Source organism: Tabrizicola thermarum (assembly GCF_003574395.1).
GTDB classification, from domain to species: Bacteria; Pseudomonadota; Alphaproteobacteria; order Rhodobacterales; family Rhodobacteraceae; genus Tabrizicola; species Tabrizicola thermarum.
This window is the reverse complement of record NZ_QMJY01000014.1, coordinates 97,011-114,394: the sequence shown is the minus strand read 5'-3', so window position 1 is coordinate 114,394 and position 17,384 is coordinate 97,011. Positions and strand designations below refer to the sequence as shown.

Annotated in this window: 20 protein-coding genes and 1 pseudogene; 8 read left to right on the top strand and 13 right to left on the bottom strand. The window is 66.1% G+C overall.

Translation table 11 applies throughout. The features are described from left to right. Nucleotides 1-131 precede the first annotated feature (131 nt). The 5 genes from D5084_RS08210 to D5084_RS08190 all read right to left on the bottom strand — a co-directional run bounded on the left by D5084_RS08210 (nt 132) and on the right by D5084_RS08190 (nt 3,407). A complete protein-coding gene (locus tag D5084_RS08210; protein ID WP_128515044.1) occupies nt 132-752 on the bottom strand; it encodes a hypothetical protein in 621 nt (206 codons plus the stop codon). A 127-nt stretch (nt 753-879) separates the two neighbouring features. Next, nucleotides 880-1,908, bottom strand: a complete 1,029-nt coding sequence (gene ruvB / locus D5084_RS08205) for a Holliday junction branch migration DNA helicase RuvB (protein ID WP_128515039.1) — start codon at nt 1,906-1,908, stop codon at nt 880-882. Next, nucleotides 1,905-2,579, bottom strand: a complete 675-nt coding sequence (gene ruvA, locus D5084_RS08200; RefSeq protein ID WP_128515038.1) for a Holliday junction branch migration protein RuvA — start codon at nt 2,577-2,579, stop codon at nt 1,905-1,907. Before ruvA ends, ruvB begins: the two co-directional genes overlap by 4 nt. Further along, nucleotides 2,576-3,085: a crossover junction endodeoxyribonuclease RuvC gene (gene ruvC / locus D5084_RS08195; protein ID WP_128515037.1), complete on the bottom strand. Its 510-nt coding sequence runs from the start codon at nt 3,083-3,085 to the stop codon at nt 2,576-2,578. The genes ruvA and ruvC overlap by 4 nt, the downstream gene beginning before the upstream one ends. Before the next feature lie 31 nt (nt 3,086-3,116). Next, a complete protein-coding gene (locus D5084_RS08190; protein ID WP_128515036.1) occupies nt 3,117-3,407 on the bottom strand; it encodes a hypothetical protein in 291 nt (96 codons plus the stop codon). On the opposite strand from D5084_RS08190, the gene D5084_RS08185 reads away from it, so the two are divergent. Next, nucleotides 3,406-3,609, top strand: a complete 204-nt coding sequence (locus D5084_RS08185; protein ID WP_128515035.1) for a DUF1127 domain-containing protein — start codon at nt 3,406-3,408, stop codon at nt 3,607-3,609. The genes D5084_RS08190 and D5084_RS08185 overlap by 2 nt on opposite strands. A 114-nt stretch (nt 3,610-3,723) precedes the next feature. On the opposite strand, the gene D5084_RS08180 is transcribed toward D5084_RS08185, so the two are convergent. The 4 genes from D5084_RS08180 to D5084_RS08165 all read right to left on the bottom strand — a co-directional run bounded on the left by D5084_RS08180 (nt 3,724) and on the right by D5084_RS08165 (nt 7,109). Further along, nucleotides 3,724-4,071, bottom strand: coding sequence for a hypothetical protein (locus D5084_RS08180; RefSeq protein ID WP_435532669.1), 348 nt, complete (start codon nt 4,069-4,071; stop codon nt 3,724-3,726). A gap of 119 nt (nt 4,072-4,190) precedes the next feature. Further along, nucleotides 4,191-5,063, bottom strand: coding sequence for a 50S ribosomal protein L11 methyltransferase (locus tag D5084_RS08175; protein ID WP_128515033.1), 873 nt, complete (start codon nt 5,061-5,063; stop codon nt 4,191-4,193). 48 nt (nt 5,064-5,111) lie between these two features. After that, on the bottom strand, nt 5,112-5,765 hold the full coding sequence (gene msrA, locus D5084_RS08170) for a peptide-methionine (S)-S-oxide reductase MsrA (RefSeq protein ID WP_128515032.1): 654 nt from the start codon (nt 5,763-5,765) through the stop codon (nt 5,112-5,114). 93 nt (nt 5,766-5,858) lie between these two features. After that, nucleotides 5,859-7,109: an MFS transporter gene (locus D5084_RS08165; RefSeq protein WP_128515031.1), complete on the bottom strand. Its 1,251-nt coding sequence runs from the start codon at nt 7,107-7,109 to the stop codon at nt 5,859-5,861. 157 nt (nt 7,110-7,266) lie between these two features. Between D5084_RS08165 and D5084_RS08160 the strand changes: the two genes are divergently transcribed. Next, a complete protein-coding gene (locus D5084_RS08160; RefSeq protein ID WP_128515030.1) occupies nt 7,267-8,007 on the top strand; it encodes a YebC/PmpR family DNA-binding transcriptional regulator in 741 nt (246 codons plus the stop codon). Between the two features lie 75 nt (nt 8,008-8,082). Here the strand turns inward: D5084_RS08160 and D5084_RS08155 are convergent, their stop codons facing one another. Beyond that, complete coding sequence (locus D5084_RS08155) at nt 8,083-8,961, bottom strand: LysR family transcriptional regulator ArgP (protein ID WP_128515029.1); 879 nt, start codon at nt 8,959-8,961, stop codon at nt 8,083-8,085. Between the two features lie 86 nt (nt 8,962-9,047). Here D5084_RS08155 and D5084_RS08150 point away from each other — a divergent pair, with 86 nt between their 5' ends. Both D5084_RS08150 and D5084_RS08145 read left to right on the top strand, forming a co-directional pair. After that, nucleotides 9,048-9,431 (top strand): ACT domain-containing protein, encoded by a 384-nt coding sequence (locus D5084_RS08150; protein WP_128515028.1) that lies wholly within the window; start codon nt 9,048-9,050, stop codon nt 9,429-9,431. Further along, nucleotides 9,424-10,029, top strand: coding sequence for a LysE/ArgO family amino acid transporter (locus D5084_RS08145; protein WP_128515027.1), 606 nt, complete (start codon nt 9,424-9,426; stop codon nt 10,027-10,029). Before D5084_RS08150 ends, D5084_RS08145 begins: the two co-directional genes overlap by 8 nt. A gap of 93 nt (nt 10,030-10,122) precedes the next feature. On the opposite strand, the pseudogene D5084_RS18695 reads toward D5084_RS08145, so the two are convergent. The 3 genes and pseudogenes from D5084_RS18695 to D5084_RS08135 all read right to left on the bottom strand — a co-directional run. Next, nucleotides 10,123-10,554 (bottom strand): annotated as a pseudogene (locus D5084_RS18695) (LLM class flavin-dependent oxidoreductase); the annotation flags it as partial. Beyond that, a complete protein-coding gene (locus D5084_RS18690) occupies nt 10,497-10,802 on the bottom strand; it encodes an ATP-binding cassette domain-containing protein (RefSeq protein ID WP_238382573.1) in 306 nt (101 codons plus the stop codon). The pseudogene D5084_RS18695 and the gene D5084_RS18690, both read right to left, overlap by 58 nt. A gap of 100 nt (nt 10,803-10,902) precedes the next feature. Further along, complete coding sequence (locus D5084_RS08135; protein WP_238382570.1) at nt 10,903-11,184, bottom strand: hypothetical protein; 282 nt, start codon at nt 11,182-11,184, stop codon at nt 10,903-10,905. A 767-nt stretch (nt 11,185-11,951) separates the two neighbouring features. On the opposite strand from D5084_RS08135, the gene D5084_RS08130 reads away from it, so the two are divergent. From D5084_RS08130 to D5084_RS08115, 4 genes are all read left to right on the top strand, one after another. Further along, nucleotides 11,952-12,743, top strand: coding sequence for a cyclase family protein (locus tag D5084_RS08130; RefSeq protein ID WP_128515026.1), 792 nt, complete (start codon nt 11,952-11,954; stop codon nt 12,741-12,743). A gap of 306 nt (nt 12,744-13,049) precedes the next feature. After that, the gene (locus D5084_RS08125; RefSeq protein ID WP_128515025.1) at nt 13,050-13,538 is read left to right on the top strand and encodes a MarR family winged helix-turn-helix transcriptional regulator; all 489 of its coding nucleotides are present in this window, start codon (nt 13,050-13,052) and stop codon (nt 13,536-13,538) included. A gap of 1 nt (nt 13,539) precedes the next feature. Beyond that, nucleotides 13,540-15,687 (top strand): thiamine pyrophosphate-dependent enzyme, encoded by a 2,148-nt coding sequence (locus D5084_RS08120; protein ID WP_128515024.1) that lies wholly within the window; start codon nt 13,540-13,542, stop codon nt 15,685-15,687. Next, nucleotides 15,684-17,246 carry an indolepyruvate oxidoreductase subunit beta family protein gene (locus D5084_RS08115; protein WP_128515023.1) on the top strand — a complete coding sequence of 521 codons (1,563 nt, stop codon included), beginning with the start codon at nt 15,684-15,686 and terminating at the stop codon, nt 17,244-17,246. The genes D5084_RS08120 and D5084_RS08115 overlap by 4 nt, the downstream gene beginning before the upstream one ends. The last annotated feature ends 138 nt before the right edge of the window (nt 17,247-17,384 follow it).

Below are 17,384 nucleotides of genomic sequence, written 5' to 3'. Positions count from 1 at the left end.
AGGCCCTCGCCGAGGAATTCGAAAAAACAACAACAACCGTTGCACTTGGAACTTGAGTTAACCAATCGTGAACGCCCACGGACAAGTCGTTGAAATCGCTTGTGGCGCTTGCCTGCCCACGCGCGGGCAGGTCAATCCAGCCGCGTCCGGGCGGCAAGCCGCAGCGCGTGCGACGGATCGCGCGCCATGGCGGGCAGGACCGGATCATACCCCGCCCGGATCACCGCCCCGATCTCGGGCCGCAGGATCACCCTCTCCCCCACCCGCGCCAGCGGCGAGGTCCCGTCAAAGGCCCGGTCCGACCACAGCACCACCGTCTGCACCGCCTGAGCCAGCGCCAGCGTCTCGGCCTCCATCGCCGCCAGCGCCGCATCCATCTTCAGGAAGACGAAGGCCGCCTTGATCGACCCGTCCCGGTCGAACCGGAAGATCCGGTACTGGTTGGCCCCCGCGCCTTCCAGCCGGTCCACCAGGGCGGGAAGCTCCGGCACCAGCCGACCCAGGTCCCTGACCTCCAGCAGTTCGCCCCAGTCCCGGAAGGCGAAGACCATCAGGTTCGCGCCCAGTTCCGGGTCCGTCTCGGCCATCCGGTGCCGGGCCAGCGTGACGACGGCCTCGAACGCGCCCTTGAACACCGCGAGGCTTGCGTCGTCCACCCCGAAGACCACCGGAACGATCGGCCGCCCCCAGCGCGCGAACAGATACTGCCCGTTGCCCCGGGTGAACAATGCCTCGATCTCATCCGGCCCCATGCCCGCCTCCATGATTTGCTCTTTTCAGAAATACTCTCTGGGGGTTCGGGGGGCGAAGCGCCCCCGACGGCCGAGGAGGAGGCGCAGCCCGACGACGAGACAAAAGCCTCGCGCGTCAGCGCTCCGCCTACTTCCCCCCGAAGAGGTCCGCCTGTCCCGGAGTCTTTGGCGCCTCCAGCCCCAGATGCCGCCATGCCTTCTGCCCCAGCATCCGCCCGCGCGGCGTGCGCAGGATCAGGCCCTGTTGCAGAAGATATGGCTCGATCACCTCCTCGATGGCATCGCGCGGCTCGGACAGGGCCGCCGCGATCGTCTCTACCCCCACCGGCCCACCGCCGTAGTTCTCGGCCAGAAGCGAAAGATAGCGCCGGTCGGCCCCGTCCAGCCCCAGATTGTCCACCCCCAACCGCGTCAGCGCCCGGTCGGCTAGCGCACGGCTGATCCGTCCGCCTTCCTCGACCAGCGCGAAATCCACCACCCGGCGCAGAAGCCGCCCGGCGATCCGGGGGGTCCCCCGGGCCCGCCGGGCGATCTCGCGGCAGCCGTCGGCCTCGGCCTGCACGCCCATCAGCCGGGCGCCCCGGGTGACGATCTCGAACAGCTCCGCCTCGGAATAGAACTCCAGCCGCGTCGGGATGCCGAAGCGGTCGCGCAGGGGCGTGGTCAGCAGGCCGAGCCGCGTCGTCGCGCCGACCAGCGTGAAGGGTTGCAGGTCGATCCGCACGGTCCGCGCGGCGGGGCCTTCGCCGATGACGAGGTCAAGCGCGAAATCCTCCAGCGCCGGATAGAGCACTTCCTCGACCACCGGAGACAGGCGGTGGATCTCGTCGATGAACAGCACGTCGCGGGGCTCGAGGTTGGTCAGGATCGCCGCCAGATCGCCGGGCTTGGCCAGCACCGGGCCAGAGGTCATGCGGAACCCGACGCCAAGCTCGCGCGCCATGATCTGCGCCAGGGTGGTCTTGCCCAGACCGGGGGGGCCGTGGAACAGCGTATGGTCCATCGCCTCGCCCCGCATCCGGGCGGACTCGATGAAAACGGCAAGGTTGGCCCGCGCTTCCGCCTGCCCGATGAACTCGGCCAGCATCTGCGGCCTCAGCGCCTTGTCGGTGTCCTCGGGCAGTTTCTCGGGGCGGAGGGTCGGGTCAGAACTCATTTCGGGGCCAGAACCTTCAGCGCCGCCCGGATCAGCGTCGCCGCATCCGCATCAGCCAGATCCCCCGAGACCGTCGCCACCGCCTGCGCCGCATCCCCCTGCCCATAGCCAAGGTTCACCAGTGCCGACAGTGCGTCGGCCGAGGCCGAGGCCCGGCGTGCGGCGCCTTCGTCCGGTTTCCCCGCCTTGCGCGGGGCAGGGGCGGTGTCTTCGATCACCGCGTCCTCGGCGGCCGCCTTGGTTGACAGGCCGGCGCCCGCCGCCATCACGCCGGGGGCCTTGGCCTTCAACTCAAGGATCACCCGCTGCGCAAGTTTCGGCCCGACGCCCGGCGCCGCCTGGACCGCCCGCGCGTCTCCCAGGGTGATCGCGCGGCCCACGCCTTCGGCCCCAAGCGTCCCCAGGATCGCCATCGAAGCCTTCGCGCCCACTCCCTGCACGGTCATCAGAAGCTTGTGCCATTCCTTTTCCAGCATGGTCGGAAAGCCGAACAGTTGCAAAAGGTCCTCGCGCACCAGAAGGTCGGTATAGAGCGAGACCGCCTCGCCCACCCCGGGCATCGCGGCGAGCGTGCGTTCGCTGACATGGACGATATAGCCGACCCCGCGCACGTCGATCAGGACATGATCGGGGCCGCGCCAGTCGAGCCGCCCGGAGATGCGCCCGATCATTCCGCTGCCCTCAGAGCTGCCGCCAGCCGACCCGAGGACTGGACGTGATGGGCATGGCAGATCGCCACGGCCAGAGCGTCCGCCGCATCCGGCCCGGCAATCCTTGCGCCCGGGAACTGCAGTTTGACCATGTGGTCGACCTGCACCTTGGCTGCGTGGCCGACGCCGACCACGGTCTTCTTCACCGCGTTCGGGGCATATTCCCCCACGGCCAGCCCGAACTGAGCCGGGACCAGCAGGGCGATCCCGCGCGCCTGGCCCAGTTTCAGCGTCGCCACCGCGTCCTTGTTGACGAAAGTATGCTCCACGGCCGCTGCCTCTGGCTGCCAAGTGCGTAAAACTTCTGTCAATTGCGAATGAAGCGACAAAAGCCGCACCGCCAGATCGCCGTCGCCGCCGTCGGAATGGCAGATACCGTTGGCGACGTGGGTCAGGCGCGACCCTGCCACATCGATCACGCCCCAGCCCAGGTTCCGCAGCCCCGGATCGATGCCGATGACCCGCATCTTGCCCCCGTCGTCATTCTTGCCACAAGGGCTAGCACGAAAAGGGAACATCCGCCAATGGGTTTCCGGCAGAGCCCGGTCTCTGGCCGCTGAATTTTGCACTTGCAGAAAGCGACCTTCTGCGCAAGTATTGCGACACTTTCCAGAAGCCACGCTGGAAGGTTATGAAAAAGATGACAAAATTCTGACGCGCGCCATGCAGCGGCTGCATGGCGGCCTTGTTCGTTGTTGGCTTGCTTTGCACATGCAGCACAACTATTTCGCGGCGTATGGAGGAATGAGCCTCCGATCTGTGCAGTATGAGAACAAGGATGAAAGCCATGGCCGCTGTCGAGACGACCCGCCCGGCGCCCTTTGGCGCCATCACCACCTATCGTGCCATCAATGGCCTGTCGAACGTCGTTCGCACGTTCCGGGCCTGGAATGACGCCCGAGTGACGCGCAAGGCGCTGAGCAAACTTTCGGATCGCGAGCTGGACGATATCGGTCTGTGCCGCGGTGACATCGCCGATATCGGCCGCTGAGCCGGACCCCGGCCGAAAGCCTGGCCGCGACGTGACCTGAATAAACCGGAAAACGGGCCGCATCGAAAGATGCGGCCCTTCTTCAATGAACTGGCAGCAACTATTCGCTTGGGGTCAACGCGGAAGAACGGACTGCATCTGACCAGAGAGCCACAGGGTGACCGGGTCGGCCTGCATCAGCCAGGCGCCGACCGGATCGAACCCGTCGCCCGCCGCAAGGGCGCTGACACGGTTTTCGTAGGTCTGGGCCCCGACGAAGTAGTGGATCACCGCCTTCAAGCCGATCCCCATCGCAAGGACCAGCACGACCGGCTTGGCCAGTTTCAGCAACCGGCTTCCGCCGCGACCGGCCACCTTGCGGCTGACCGTTCCCGGCGCTTCGAACCCGTAGCCTTTGGCATGGGACTTCTCGATCCGCGCAACGCGGCTGTAAAAGTCATTAAGATTAGGATCGACCCACATATCTTTCACCCAGAGTAGCAGCTCTGACGCTTAATTTCTGCCGCATGCTTATGGCGAAATTGCGGCGCCTGACTCAGGGTGTGGACTAAGGGGCTTCCAGTCAAGGATTGTCCACTATTTCAAACCTTTTGTAGAACAAGCGTCGACCATTCGCCGATATCGTCACGACTTTGCAGACAAAGCCCTGCCTCTACGTAAGCCGCCGTCACCGAATCTGCTTGCACAGCGAGTAAACCCGAAAGGATGGCTCTACCCCCGGTTGCGAGGTGAGTCGCAATGGCGGGGGCAAGGTCGATCAGCGGGCCCTTCAGGATGTTGGCGAAGATCAGATCGTAGGGCGCGGCTGCCCTGATTCGGTCGTGATCGAGGCCGGCTGCTTCAAGGCATTCGACCCGGCCTTGCAGGTTGTTGATGGCGACATTGGCCTCGGCCACGTCCACCGCCACGCGGTCGATGTCGCTGGCGATGACCAGCGCATCGGGCAGGGTGGATGCGGCGGCCATGGCGAGGACCGCGGTCCCGCAACCGATGTCGGCCACCCTCGCAGGGCGCCAGCCGTCGGTCAGCAGCCGGTCGAAGGCCAGAAGGCAGCCCAGCGTCGTGCCGTGGTGGCCGGTGCCGAAGGCGACCGTCGCCTCGATCTGGAGGGGCACGCGACCGGGGGGGACCTTGTCCGCGTCATGGCTGCCGAAGACGAAGAACCGGCCGGCATCCACGGGCGAGAGTTCGCGGCGGACATGGGCGACCCAGTCCACCTCGGGCAGTTCGGACAGGGCGAAGGGTTTCGCGCCGAAGGCGGTGGCCAGGACTTCCAGCATCACTTCATCGGGCGCCTCGAGGAAATAGGCGCCGACTTCCCACAGGCCCGAGCCGTCCTCGATCTCGAAGACGCCGACGCCGGTGGGTTCGGGGGTCATCCGCTCCATGGCGGAGGCGAGGGACTGCGCGGCCTCTTCTCCGGGAAGGGTGGTGAGGGCGGAATAGGTGGGCATGGGCGATCTCCGGGGTTCAGGGCCGGATAGTCTCCGGCCCTGCCCGGGTCAAGCGCGGACGCCGGTTCCGATGGGGCAGCTGACGCCGGTGCCGCCCAGGCCGCAATAGCCGCCCGGGTTCTTGGCCAGGTATTGCTGGTGGTAGTCCTCGGCGAAGTAGAAGGTCGGGGCAGGGAGGATCTCGGTGGTGATCGGACCCATCCCGGCCGCCTTCAGCGCCCGGGCATAGACCTCTTTCGACGCTTTGGCGGCGGCGAGTTGTTCATCGGTGTAGGTGTAGATGCCCGAGCGATAGGTCGAGCCCACATCATTGCCCTGCCGCATTCCCTGCGTCGGGTCATGGCCTTCCCAGAAGACCTTGAGCAGGTCCTCGTAGGAGACGCGGGCGGGGTCGTAGATCAAGCGGACCACTTCGTTGTGGCCGGTCAACTGGGTGCAGGTTTCCTTGTAGGTCGGGTTCGGCGTGTAGCCGCCGGCATAGCCCACCATGGTCAGCCAGACGCCGGGGGTCTGCCAGAACTTCCGCTCTACCCCCCAGAAGCAGCCCATGCCGAACATCGCCTGTTCCATCCCCTCGGGCACAGTGGATTTCAGCGGGATGCCCGACAGGAAATGCGTCTCGGCCGTGGGCAGGGGCTCGGCCCGGCCGGGCAGGGCCTTGTCCGGCGTGACCATTTCCATCGACTTGCGGGTGAAGAACATGGGGGACCTCCGTTTGTGCATCGCAATATAGGCGATGCGCGCGAAATCCCAATGCAGGTTACAGCGGGTTCACCCCGCATTGACTGCGCGCCGCTATTCGGCCGGAACAGGAAGCCCACGCGAGAAGACCGTTTCGTTGCCCGGCCCGGGATGCCGGGGGATCAGGCAGACCAGGAGAAAGGCGAAAACGGCCATCCCGGCCCCGAGCAGGAACACATGATCCGGCGACCTGGCCCACATGTAACCCAGCGCCGCCGGCAGGAAGACGGCCGCGATATGGTTGATCGTGAAGGCCACCGCCGAGGTCGGCGCCATGTCCCTGGGATCGCCGATCTTCTGGAAATAGGTCTTCAGGCTGAAGGACAGGGCGAAGAACAGCTGGTCGAGTATGTAGAGTATCCCCGCGATCACGATCCCCCAGCCGAACCAGTAGAGCCCGCCATAGGCCAGGAACACGATGGTGAGGCCGATGTACTCAAAGCCCATCACGTTGCGTTCGCCATATTTGCCCAGGGCGCGGCCCATCGAGGGGGCGACCAGCATGTTGATCAGGTAGTTCACCAGCAACAGCCCGGTCATCTCGCTGACGCGCATCCCGAACTTCTCGACCATCATAAAGCCCGCGAAGACGACGAAGATCTGCCGCCGCGCCCCGGCCATCAACTGAAGCGCATAGTAAAGCCAGTAGCGACGGCGCAGGACCATGTGCTTGTGCTGGACGTGATCGCCCTGGAACTGCGGATAGGCGAGGGCCGCGAACACCACGATCAATAGCGTCAGGCCGCCCGCCGCCATGTAGACGGTGTTGTAGTCGAGGCCGAGCCGGTTCCAGAGAAGCACGATCGCCCCATAGGCCAGAAGCGAGGCCCCCGCCCCGGCCGCGACGATCCGGCCCAGCACGCGCGGCGCGTCCGCCTTTTCGATCCACTGCATCTGCAACGACTGGTTCGCGGTCTCGAAGTAGTGGAACCCGATCGAGGACAGGAGTGTCATGACCAGGATACCCATGTAGGACGGAAACCAGGCGGTGAAGGCCGTCGCGGCCCCCAGAAGGGCAAGAGCCACCAGCGCAAGGACCTGTTCGCGCAGCACCAGAAGCACCAGGATCGCCCCGACAGCCAGAAGCCCCGGCACCTCGCGCACGGTGTGCAGCCAGCCGATCTCTTTCCCGGTGAAGCCCGCGACCTCGATGACGAAGTTGTTCAGAAGCGCGGTCCAGGTCGCAAAGCTGATCGGCTGCGCGGCGGCCATGAGGAAAAGAAGCGCCTCGGGGCGCCGCCAGCGGGGCAGTTCCGCAGCCTTGGACAGAGGAAACAGCGCTTTCGCGGTCGGAGCCTTGACCATGGACCCGGCATACAGGGCATCTTGGCCAAGGCAAAGCCAAAGGTTGTGCCCGGAACAATCCTTGGGGGAAGGCTTCGCCGTGGCGGGGCGGGGTTGCTCTTTCGTCGGCGGCGGGTGTAGAGGGACGCATCACCGAAACGGGACCGAGGGTAGGGCCATGGCAGGCCATTCGAAATGGGCGAACATCCAGCATCGCAAGGGCAAGCAGGACAAGCTGCGGTCCAAGATGTTTTCCAAGCTGTCGAAGGAAATCACCGTCGCGGCCAAGATGGGGATGCCCGACCCTGACATGAACCCGCGCCTGCGTCTGGCGGTGAAGGCGGCGAAAGCGGCCTCGATGCCGAAGGACGTGATCGACCGCGCGATCAAGAAGTCGCAGATGGGCGAGGGGGCGGATTACACGGAAATCCGCTATGAGGGGTACGGCGTGAACGGCATCGCGATCATCGTCGAGGCGATGACCGACAACCTGAACCGCACCGCGTCGAATGTGCGGAGCTATTTCACCAAATGCGGCGGGAACCTTGGCACGACCGGCTCGGTCAGCCACAGTTTCGACCGGGTGGGCGAGATTTCCTATCCGGCCTCGGTCGGCTCGGCCGATGACGTGATGATGGCGGCGCTGGAAGCCGGGGCGGACGATGTGGATTCGGACGAGGACGGCCACTGGATCTATTGCAAGGTCGAGAACCTGTCCGAAGTGTCGGACGCGCTGGAAAAGACGCTGGGGGAATCGACGGAATCCAAGCTGGTCTGGCGGCCGCAGTCGCGCACCGAGGTGGATCTGGAGACCGCGCAGAAGCTGATGCGGTTGATCGATCTTCTGGAAGAGGACGACGACGTCCAGACCGTGACGCATAACTTCGACGTGCCCGAGGACGTGGCCGCGCAGCTTTGACGGAGCCGTCGGCGGATTGCCGACCCTGTCTGATGTCACGGGCCGGGGCTGGCGTCAGTCCCGGCCCGATCCGTTTCAGGCCACCAGACTTGCCCGTGCCGCCCGGCGGATCGCCTCGGTCACAGGGGCAAGGGACGGGGCCGAAAGCCGGGTGAATTGCCAGTAAAGCGCCACGTCAAGGGGTGTGTCGGGGATCAGCTCTACCAGGTTGCCGTCGGCCAGCAGGCGCGTGACGAGGGGTTCGGGATTCATGGCCCAGCCAAGGCCCGCCCGGCAGGCGTCGACGAAGGCGTGGGACGAGGCCATGCGATGCGTGGGCAGTAGCGGGCGGGTCAGGCCGGGGACCCGCGCAGCGGCCCAGCGGGTTTGCAGCCGGTCCTTGTCGGAAAAGGTCAGGGCGGGCGCTGCTGCCATCGCCTCGGCGGTCACGCCATCGGAAAACCAGCGCCGGACATAGGCGGGCGAGGCGGTAGCGCGGTAGCGCAGGGCGCCCAGGGGGATCGTGTCGCAGCCTTGCAGCGGGCCGGGATGCGCGGTGATGGCCGCCACGACCTCGCCGCGCCGCAGCCAGTCCTGGCTGACGTCCTGGTCGTCGATGACGAGGTCGAAGAGCAGCCCGTCGGTCGCGGCCAGCGCGGGGATCACGAAGGTCGCAAGGCTGTCGGCATTGACCGCGATGCGCAGGGTGGCGGGGCCGGCGGCAAGGCCAAGCTCCTGGTCCAGCGCGCGTTCAAGGAGGGCGATCTCGTCATGGTGGCGGATCAGACGCAGCCCGGTCTCGGTCGCGGTGCAGGGGGTGCCGCGACGGATGAGAAGCGCGCCGGTCCGCTCCTCCAGGGCCTTGATCCGCTGGGAGATGGCGGAGGCCGTGAGGTGCAGTTCGGCTGCCGCAAGGTCAAAGGACCCGCGGCGATGAACGGCGGCAAGGGTGGCGAGATGCGCGGGGTCCAGCATTAGCTGTGCTTAATCGACGACAGGAAGATTAACTGGAGTTTGGCAAGGCAGGTCCGTAGGTCAAGGGAAAAGGCAGGGAGGTCGGGATGGCGGAGACGGATCTGGGCGTGCTGTTGCGGTCGATGGAGCCGGTGCTGCATTCCGAGCCCTACGGCTATGCCGTCTGGCCGGGTGGGGCGCTGGCGTTCCAGCCCTTCGCCACGGTGGCCGAGGATGAAGGGCCGACCCTGATTGCCCGGCTTGCCGAGATGCAGGCCGCGGGGATCGCCTCGGACCCTTGGGCGCGGATCAGTCTGACGGTGCAATCGGACCTGGCGGCGGTGGGACTGACGGCGGCCTTTGCCGAGGCGCTGGGCCGCGAGGGGATCAGCTGCAACGTGATTGCGGGCTATCACCACGACCACCTGTTCGTGCCTTGGGAACGGCGGGAGGACGCGATGGCGGCGTTGCGGGGGCTGTCGGGTGCTTGAGGCGGCGGTCAACGGCTATCTGGTCGCGCTGAGCCTGATCCTTGCGATCGGGGCGCAGAATGCCTTCGTGCTGCGGCAGGGTTTGCGGCGCGAGCATGTGGGGCCGGTGGTGGCGGTCTGTGCGATCTCGGATGCGGTGCTGATCGGCGCGGGCGTGGCAGGGTTCGGGTCGCTGAGCGCGGCGGTGCCGTGGTTCGGTGAGGCGATGCGCTGGCTGGGGGTGGCGTTCCTGCTGGTCTATGGCGCGCTGCGGTTCCGGGCCGCCTGGCAGGGTGGTGAGGCATTGCGGCCGTCCGGTGCGGGATCGGCGCCGCTGGGGACGGTGCTGGCGACCTGTCTGGTGCTGACCTGGGCCAACCCGCATGTCTATCTGGATACGGTGGTGCTGATCGGGTCGATCTCGGCCCAACATGCGCCGCATCAGGCGGTGTTCGGCGTGGCGGCGGCTTGCGCGTCGCTGAGCTTCTTCACCGCGCTGGGGTTCGGGGCACGGTCGCTGGGTCCGGTCTTTGCGAAGGCCTCGGCCTGGGTCTGGCTGGAGGTCGGCGTCGGGGTGACGATGTGGGCGCTTGCCTTTGGGCTGGCGCTTGGGACGTAAGCGTTGCGGTGGCTGACAGGTCGGCCCCGGCGTCCGGCCCCGGTGTTTCAGCATGTCCACCGCTTCGGTGTCGGCGTTCTGCACGGTGGTGTCGTCGGCGAAGGCCTTGGCTTCGGCCTCGGTCGGGCGGCAGATGACATGGGAGAAGGTCAAAACGTTCACCTCGCGGCCCTTGGCGCGGGCCTGTTCCTTCAGCTCGGCGATTTCGCCCCTGGACCGGTCAAGGTCGATGGCCGGAGTGAACAGGAAGTTGGCGTTGTCGGTTGCAAACTCGCGGCCCTCGGGGCTGCCCGCGGCGTTGATGATCGGAATCGTCCCGCGCAGGGGCTTGGGGTCACCTTTCACTCGCCGGGCCTTGAAATAGGTTCCGTTCCAATCGAAATGGTCGTCCGAGGTCCAGAGCTTGCGCACCAGGTCGAACCATTCCTGCGCATAGGCGCAGCGGGGTTCGTGGTCGTCGGGCAGCGTCAGGCCAAGCGCCGCATACTCGGGCTTGTTCCAGCCAGCGACGATGTTCCGCTCCACCCGAGGCTGTCGACGAGCCGATCGGTGATCTGCGTGGCGATGCGGTGGCTGGGGTTCAGCGCAGTCAGCGGGTCCTGCGGGATCAGCGCCGCCACGGCTCCGATGCTGCGGCGGCGGTCTTTGAGGGGCAGCTTGAGAAGATCGGTCCCGTCGAGCAGGATTTCGCCCTCGGTCACTTCGACGGAGGGCGGCAGGATGCCCAGCACCGCCTTGCCGGTCATCGACTTGCCCTCGCCGGATACTCCCACCAGCCCCCGCACCCCGCCCCTGGCCACGTCAAGGGATACTCGGCGCAGGGGGTCGGGCCCTTGCGCAGCCGGACCGAGAGGTTGCGGATGGCGAGGTAACTCATCGCAGCACCGGGTCGAAACGGTCCTTCAAGCCTTCGCCGAGTTGAGTGAAGGAGAGGACGGTGATGAGCAGGGTGACGAGCGGTAAGTCAAGGATCCACCAGGCCTGGTGGATCGAGGAGCGGCCTTCGGCGATCATGCCGCCCAAGGTGGGGTCGTCGGTGGAGATGGAGAGGATCACACAGGACGGGATGGCCTCGACGATGACCGCGATGCCCATTTCAAGGGTCAGAAGGTCGGTGATGGTCGGCAGGACGTTGGGCAGGATCTCGCGCCCCATCGTCCCCGGCCGCCCGCGACATCGGGGGCGAAGTCCAGGCGCATCCCCCAGGCGCCGGGCAGCGCACGGATGTGCGGGTGCTCGAACGTTTCTTCAAGCCAGGAACGGGGTTGCGACAGCAGGAACCGGACCCTGTCCATCGAGCCCGCCAAGCCCTTGGCGCGCAATGTTTTGAGCATGAAATATGCAAATGCACGAATCTGCATCTCGGACCCGAGAAGCCCGAAGAGGCGCGGAGCCTTGGCCCCGAAACGGCTGGTCATGTCCTGGAAGGTCGCGGCGTCCCTGGGCGAGAGCGCACGGAAGGTGGCGAGGGGTTGGTCGCCCAGGGTCGAAACGCCCGCCTATCTGCCATCGACGAAGGATGAGGAGAGCAGCCGGTCCTCCGGACATTTTCGCAGGCGCAGCGGGCCAGTTCCGTGCCATACGCTTTGAAAAAGGGCTTCCGGCAAATAGCGACAGGTTCATTGCCGCCCAGTCGTGGCGGAAGCCGGTAAGGGTATGCCCCCCGGTCGTCGCCACCCCGCCTGCCGTGGCGGCCTGTCCGAAAACGCCGACCTTTCAGCCCTTGGCGTCCAGATGAAGTGCCGCGGCAAGCGTGTTATGGGCCGCCCCGATTCGGACTGCGTCAAGGGTATCGGCCATGCTTCCCGCCGGACAGATGCGAGGATAATTGCGAATACATCTAATTCTGTCTAGCGTGGTTCATGACGACCGGAAACATCCGGCGCCTCTTGCCGGGACGCCCGTCCAACAGGGAGAGACTGATGACTTCAGCAAGTGTTCTGCACTCGGTGGCGTGGATGATCGCTTCGGGCGCGATCGAGGTGGTGGATTGTTCAGGGGTTCTGGGGCCGGAGACGCCGCTTCTGAAACTGCCGCCGGATTTCGCCAAGGACACGCCGCCGATCAAGATCCACCGGATCAGCGAATACGACAAGGACGGCCCGTTCTGGGCCTGGAACTGGCTGGAGCTGGGAGAACACTCCGGCACTCATTTCGACGCGCCGCACCACTGGATCACCGGGAAGGACTATCCGGACGGCTATACCGACACGCTGGACGTTCAGCGGCTGGTGGCCCCGGTCAACGTGCTGGATTTCAGCGCCGAATGCGCGGCGGACCCGGATTTTCTTCTGACAATCGACCATGTGAAGGCCTGGGAGGCGAAGCACGGCGCAATCGGCAAGGGCGAATGGGTCGTGCTGCGGTCGGACTGGGACAAGCGGGCGCATGATGAAAACCTTTTTCTGAATGCGAACGAGACCGGGCCGCACACGCCGGGGCCGACCGCCGAGGTGATCGAATATCTGATCGGCAAGGGCATTGTCGGCTGGGGCAGTCAGTGCATCGGGACCGATGCGGGGCAGGCCGGGGGGATGACTCCGCCGTTTCCGGCGCATAATCTTCTGCACAAGAACAACTGCTTTGGATTGGCATCGCTGGCGAACCTGGACAAGCTGCCCGCGAAAGGGGCGATCCTGATTGCCGCGCCTCTGAAGATCAAGCAGGGCACCGGCTCGCCCATCCGAGCGCTGGCGCTGGTTCCGCGCGGGTAGGATGCGCCCGGATCACGTCATCATCGGCAGTGGGAACAACACGCTGGTCGCCGGGACGATGCCGCCCCCGAAAGGTGGCCGCAGTCTGCCCCCGCGACGTGAGGCTGTTTGCGACGGCCGCGGCCGGACCGACAAGATCAGGCTTCCCGGTTGCAGGCGTGACCTGGTGGCTGCGGCCCGGGCTTTGCTCATGGCCTCGCCGGCTGGGGCGCCCTTGGTCAACGGCGGCTGCATGCGGGGCGTGACTCTCGTCAGAGATAACCGCCGTGGCGGGTCGGGTGTCCTTGCAGCAAAGAGGTTGGGCGCATGACCGATCAGTCCCCCCCGGAGAAGGCACCCGAGGCCCTGCCCCGGCTGGGAGAGATCGGCCTGAGCAATTATGCGCCCTACCTGATGAACCGGATCATGGGGCGCTATAACGCAAGCCTGCGCGACGAGATGGCAGGGCTGGGCCTGACCACGCCGAAAATGCGGGCGCTGGCGGTGTTGTCGGTGATCGAGGGGCCGCTGATCCGGGAATTGGCGGTCTATTCGGTGGTCGAACAGTCCACCCTGTCGCGCGCGCTTGACCAGTTGGCTGCCGACGGGCTGATCCGGCGCGAGACGGACCAGGCGGACAGCCGCGCCACGCGGATCCATATCACCGACGCGGGACGCGCGCTTTTCGAGACGCTCTGGCCCCGCATGGCCGAGGCGCAGGAGCGCATGTTCCGAGGCATCGGGGCCGAGGAGCGGCGCGCCTTCGTGGGGACGCTGCAGAAGATGCTGACCAACATCCGCAAGCACGAGATCTGACATGGCCGAACGTTCCTTCAAGGCCGAAGTCGAACACCTGCGCAAGGGCGAGGGGGATACCTTCACCGGCGAAGGCATCCTTGCGATCACCAAGGCGCTTCTGGAAAACGGCGTGGGCTACGTCGGCGGCTATCAGGGCGCGCCGATCAGCCACCTGATGGACGTGCTGGCCGATGCCGAGGACCTGATGGCCGAGCTGGGCATCCGGTTCGAGGCCAATGCGAACGAAGCGGCTGCGGCGGCGATGCTGGCGGCAAGCGTCCATTACCCGATCCGGGGGGCGGTGACGTTCAAGGGCTCGGTGGGCGTGAACGTGGCGTCGGATGCGCTGGCGAACCTCGCGTCTTCCGGGGTGAACGGTGGGGCGCTCATCATCGTGGGCGAGGATTACGGCGAGGGTTCCAGCATCATGCAGGAGCGCAGCCACGCCTTTGCGATGAAGTCGCAGTTCTGGCTTCTGGACCCGCGCCCCAACCTGCCCAGCATCGTCAAGGCGGTGAAGGACGGATTCGAGCTGTCCGAGGCGTCGAACAGCCCGGTCATGCTGATGGTCCGCATCCGATCCTGCCATGTCACCGGCAGCTTCCAGACCCGCGACAACCAGCGCCCGAAGCTTTCGGTCAAGGACGCGCTGTCGAACCCGCAGTCGGATTTCGCGCGCGTCGTGCTGCCACCGATGTCCTATGCGCATGAGCAGGACAAGGTCAGAAACCGCTGGCCTGCGGCCGAGACGTTCATTCGCGAACGCGGCTTGAACGAGGTGTTCGGGCCAAAGACCGCCCCGGTCGGCATCGTCCTGCAAGGCGGCATGTACAACGGGGTGATCCGGGCGTTGCAACGGTTGGGACTGGCGGATCTCTGGGGCAACTCGCAGGTGCCGCTTTACGTCCTGAACGTGACCTATCCGCTGATTTCGTCCGAGTTTCTGGAATTCTGCGCGGGCAAGGATCAGGTGCTGGTGATCGAGGAAGGCCAGCCCGAGTTCATCGAACAGCAGCTGTCCACCTTCCTTTACCGTGCAGGGTCGCAGGTGAGGCTGCGGGGCAAGGGCCTTTTGCCGATGGCCGGGGAATACACCGGGCAGGTGATGCTGGACGGGATCACGGCCTTTCTGAAAGAGGCCGCGCCGCAGATGCTGCCAGCCCTCGTCCGCGCGCCGAACGAGGATCGACCGCAGATCCCCGACCTGACCAGGACCGTCCCGATCCGCCCGCCCGGTTTCTGCACCGGCTGCCCGGAGCGCCCGATCTTCGCCGCGATCAAGCTGGTGCAGAAGGAGACGGGGAAGCTTCAGATCTCGGCGGACATCGGCTGCCATCTGTTCGGCGCGCTGCCTCCGTTCGAGGTGGGGGGTGCCACGATGGGCTATGGCCTTGGCCCCGCGGCCAACGCCGCCTTCGACGGGGGCGGGGAACGGCGCCCGGTGTCGATCATCGGCGACGGCGGGTTCTGGCACAACGGGCTGTCGTCCAGCTTTACCAACATGGCCTTCAACAGGTCGGACGGCGTGGCGGTGATCGTGGACAACTATTACTCGGCCGCGACGGGGGGGCAGGACATCATGTCCAGCCGCGCCGACAACCCGACGAAGGCGACGAAACATCCGATTGCCAAGGCGCTGAAGGGCATCGGCATCGACTGGGTGCGGCAGGTGGATCGCACCTATGACGTGGGCCGGATGCGCGACGTGCTGCGCGAGGCGCTGACGACCGACACGCCCGGCCCGAAGGTCATCGTCGCCTCGTCGGAATGCATGCTGAACAAGCAGCGGCGCGAGAAGCCCCTGGCGCAGAAGGCGATCAGGGAAGGCCGCCGCATCGAGGTGCCGCGCTTTGGCGTGGATGAGGATGTCTGCACCGGCGACCATGCCTGCATCCGGCTGTCGGGCTGCCCGTCGCTGTCGTTGAAGAAACTGGACGACCCCCTGCGCGACGACCCGGTGGCGTCGATCGACCAAAGCTGCGTCGGCTGCGGCAACTGCGGCGAGGTGGCGGATGCCGCCGTTCTCTGCCCGTCCTTCTACCGCGCCGACGTCGTCCACAACCCGTCGAAATGGGAGGCGTGGGTGGCTGCTTTCCGCGCCCGGGTGATCGGCTGGTTGCAATCCCGCCGCGCTGCGCGACGGCTGGTGTTCGAGGATACGCCATGACCTTGCAGGATGCCATTGGCTCGGAACTGGACGCAAGGCAGGCTGATCCGCGGCTGTCGGGGATCATCAAACTGGCGATCCTTGCGGTCGGCGGGCAGGGCGGCGGCGTGCTGACCGGCTGGATCGAGGACCTGGCCCGCGCGCAGGGTTACGCCGCGCAGGCGACCAGCGTCGCGGGCGTGTCGCAGCGCACCGGGGCGACGGTCTATTATGTGGAAATGGCCCCGATAAGGCCCGGCGACCCGGTTCCGGTCTTCTCTCTGATGCCTGCGCCTGGCGATGTCGACATCATGATTGCCGCCGAGATGATGGAGGCCGGGCGTGCCATAATCCGCGGCTTCGTGACGCCGGACCGCACCACCCTCATCACCTCGACCCACCGCGCGCTGGCGGTGTCGGAAAAGATGGTGCCAGGCGACGGCATCGCCTCGTCCGAAGAGGTGATGGCCGCAGCCGGGATCGCTGCGCGCCGTGTGATCGCCGCCGACTTCGACGCACTGGCGATCCAGAGCGGCTCGGTCATCTCGGCCTCGCTGTTCGGCGCGCTAGCCGGGGCGGGGGTGCTGCCCTTCCCGCGCGAGGCCTTCGAGACCGCGATCAGGGCCGGTGGCAAGGGGGCGGAGGCATCGTTGCGGGCCTTTGCTGCGGCCTTCGATGTCGCCGCCAACCCTGCGCCAGAAGCTGCACCCGCGACGCAGGCCAAGCCCGAGCCGAAGGCGCAAGGCCCCGCGCGTCTGGTCGCGGAATGGGAAAGGCTTGCGGCCCGCGCGTCGGCCCTCCCCGCCCCGGTGGCCGAGCTTGCGCTGCCCGGTCTGCGCAAGGTGGTGGAGTTCCAGGATCTTGCCTATGGCGTGGAGTATCTGGACCGACTGGCCGGGGTGATGACGCGCGATGCTGCGGCGCATGGCTGGGCACTGTCCCGCGAGGCGGCGAAATACATCGCCAATGCAATGGCTTATGACGACATCATCCGGGTTGCCGACCTGAAGACCAGCGCCCGCCGACTTGATCGCATCCGCAGCGAGATGGGGGTGAAAGAGGCGAACGTCCTGCACCTGACCGAGTTCTTCCACCCCCGCGCGGCAGAGATCGTCGGCATGTTTCCCGCCCGCCTTGGTGCGCGGCTGGAGGCAGATCCGAAATGGATGGCCCGCCTGACCCGGTGGTTCGACAGGGGTCGTCGGCTGCGGACCGACAGTCTGCCTGCATTCGTTGCGCTTTATTTCCTGGGCGGGATGAAGCGCTGGCGTCGCCGCACGCTACGCCACGCCCGGGAACAGGCCCATCTGGCGCGTTGGCTGGAGACGGCACTGGCAGAAGTGCAGAGCAATTACGACCTTGCGGTCGAGCTGATCCGCTGTCGCCGCCTGATAAAGGGCTATTCCGACACGCACGCCCGGGGGCAGTCGAAGTTTGATCGTGTGCTTGCCGCGACGGCCCGTGTCTCGACCCGCGAAGATGCTGCCGACTGGTGCCGTCGCCTGCGTGAGGCTGCTCTTCGGGACGAAGAGGGCAGGGCGCTGGAGGGCGCGATCCGCACGATCGACAGCTTTGCCTGACGGGTAACGCAGGTAGAGGTGTGCGGATATGATCCCGCGGAATGATTGTGCCGCTGCGCGTGGGGCAGGGGGGTGGAGTGGTCCTGTTCAGTCGGACGGGGAGAGCTTGCCATTGCCCGGGCTTTCCGGTTCAGTCCC

Bases quoted from the DNA above. Each gene is read 5' to 3' on its own strand.
- ruvC (WP_128515037.1), bottom strand. From the start codon at position 3,085: ATGCGGGTCATCGGCATCGATCCGGGGCTGCGGAACCTGGGCTGGGGC.
- ruvA (WP_128515038.1), bottom strand. From the start codon at position 2,579: ATGATCGGGCGCATCTCCGGGCGGCTCGACTGGCGCGGCCCCGATCAT.
- D5084_RS08180 (WP_435532669.1), bottom strand. From the start codon at position 4,071: ATGTGGGTCGATCCTAATCTTAATGACTTTTACAGCCGCGTTGCGCGG.
- D5084_RS08160 (WP_128515030.1), top strand. From the start codon at position 7,267: ATGGCAGGCCATTCGAAATGGGCGAACATCCAGCATCGCAAGGGCAAG.
- D5084_RS08190 (WP_128515036.1), bottom strand. From the start codon at position 3,407: ATGGCTTTCATCCTTGTTCTCATACTGCACAGATCGGAGGCTCATTCC.
- D5084_RS08185 (WP_128515035.1), top strand. From the start codon at position 3,406: ATGGCCGCTGTCGAGACGACCCGCCCGGCGCCCTTTGGCGCCATCACC.
- D5084_RS08120 (WP_128515024.1), top strand. From the start codon at position 13,540: ATGGCCGAACGTTCCTTCAAGGCCGAAGTCGAACACCTGCGCAAGGGC.
- msrA (WP_128515032.1), bottom strand. From the start codon at position 5,765: ATGTTCTTCACCCGCAAGTCGATGGAAATGGTCACGCCGGACAAGGCC.
- D5084_RS08210 (WP_128515044.1), bottom strand. From the start codon at position 752: ATGGGGCCGGATGAGATCGAGGCATTGTTCACCCGGGGCAACGGGCAG.
- D5084_RS08150 (WP_128515028.1), top strand. From the start codon at position 9,048: ATGGCGGAGACGGATCTGGGCGTGCTGTTGCGGTCGATGGAGCCGGTG.
- D5084_RS08135 (WP_238382570.1), bottom strand. From the start codon at position 11,184: ATGGGGCGCGAGATCCTGCCCAACGTCCTGCCGACCATCACCGACCTT.
- D5084_RS08175 (WP_128515033.1), bottom strand. From the start codon at position 5,063: ATGCCCACCTATTCCGCCCTCACCACCCTTCCCGGAGAAGAGGCCGCG.
- D5084_RS08115 (WP_128515023.1), top strand. From the start codon at position 15,684: ATGACCTTGCAGGATGCCATTGGCTCGGAACTGGACGCAAGGCAGGCT.
- D5084_RS08165 (WP_128515031.1), bottom strand. From the start codon at position 7,109: ATGGTCAAGGCTCCGACCGCGAAAGCGCTGTTTCCTCTGTCCAAGGCT.
- D5084_RS08155 (WP_128515029.1), bottom strand. From the start codon at position 8,961: ATGCTGGACCCCGCGCATCTCGCCACCCTTGCCGCCGTTCATCGCCGC.
- D5084_RS08125 (WP_128515025.1), top strand. From the start codon at position 13,050: ATGACCGATCAGTCCCCCCCGGAGAAGGCACCCGAGGCCCTGCCCCGG.
- ruvB (WP_128515039.1), bottom strand. From the start codon at position 1,908: ATGAGTTCTGACCCGACCCTCCGCCCCGAGAAACTGCCCGAGGACACC.
- D5084_RS08130 (WP_128515026.1), top strand. From the start codon at position 11,952: ATGACTTCAGCAAGTGTTCTGCACTCGGTGGCGTGGATGATCGCTTCG.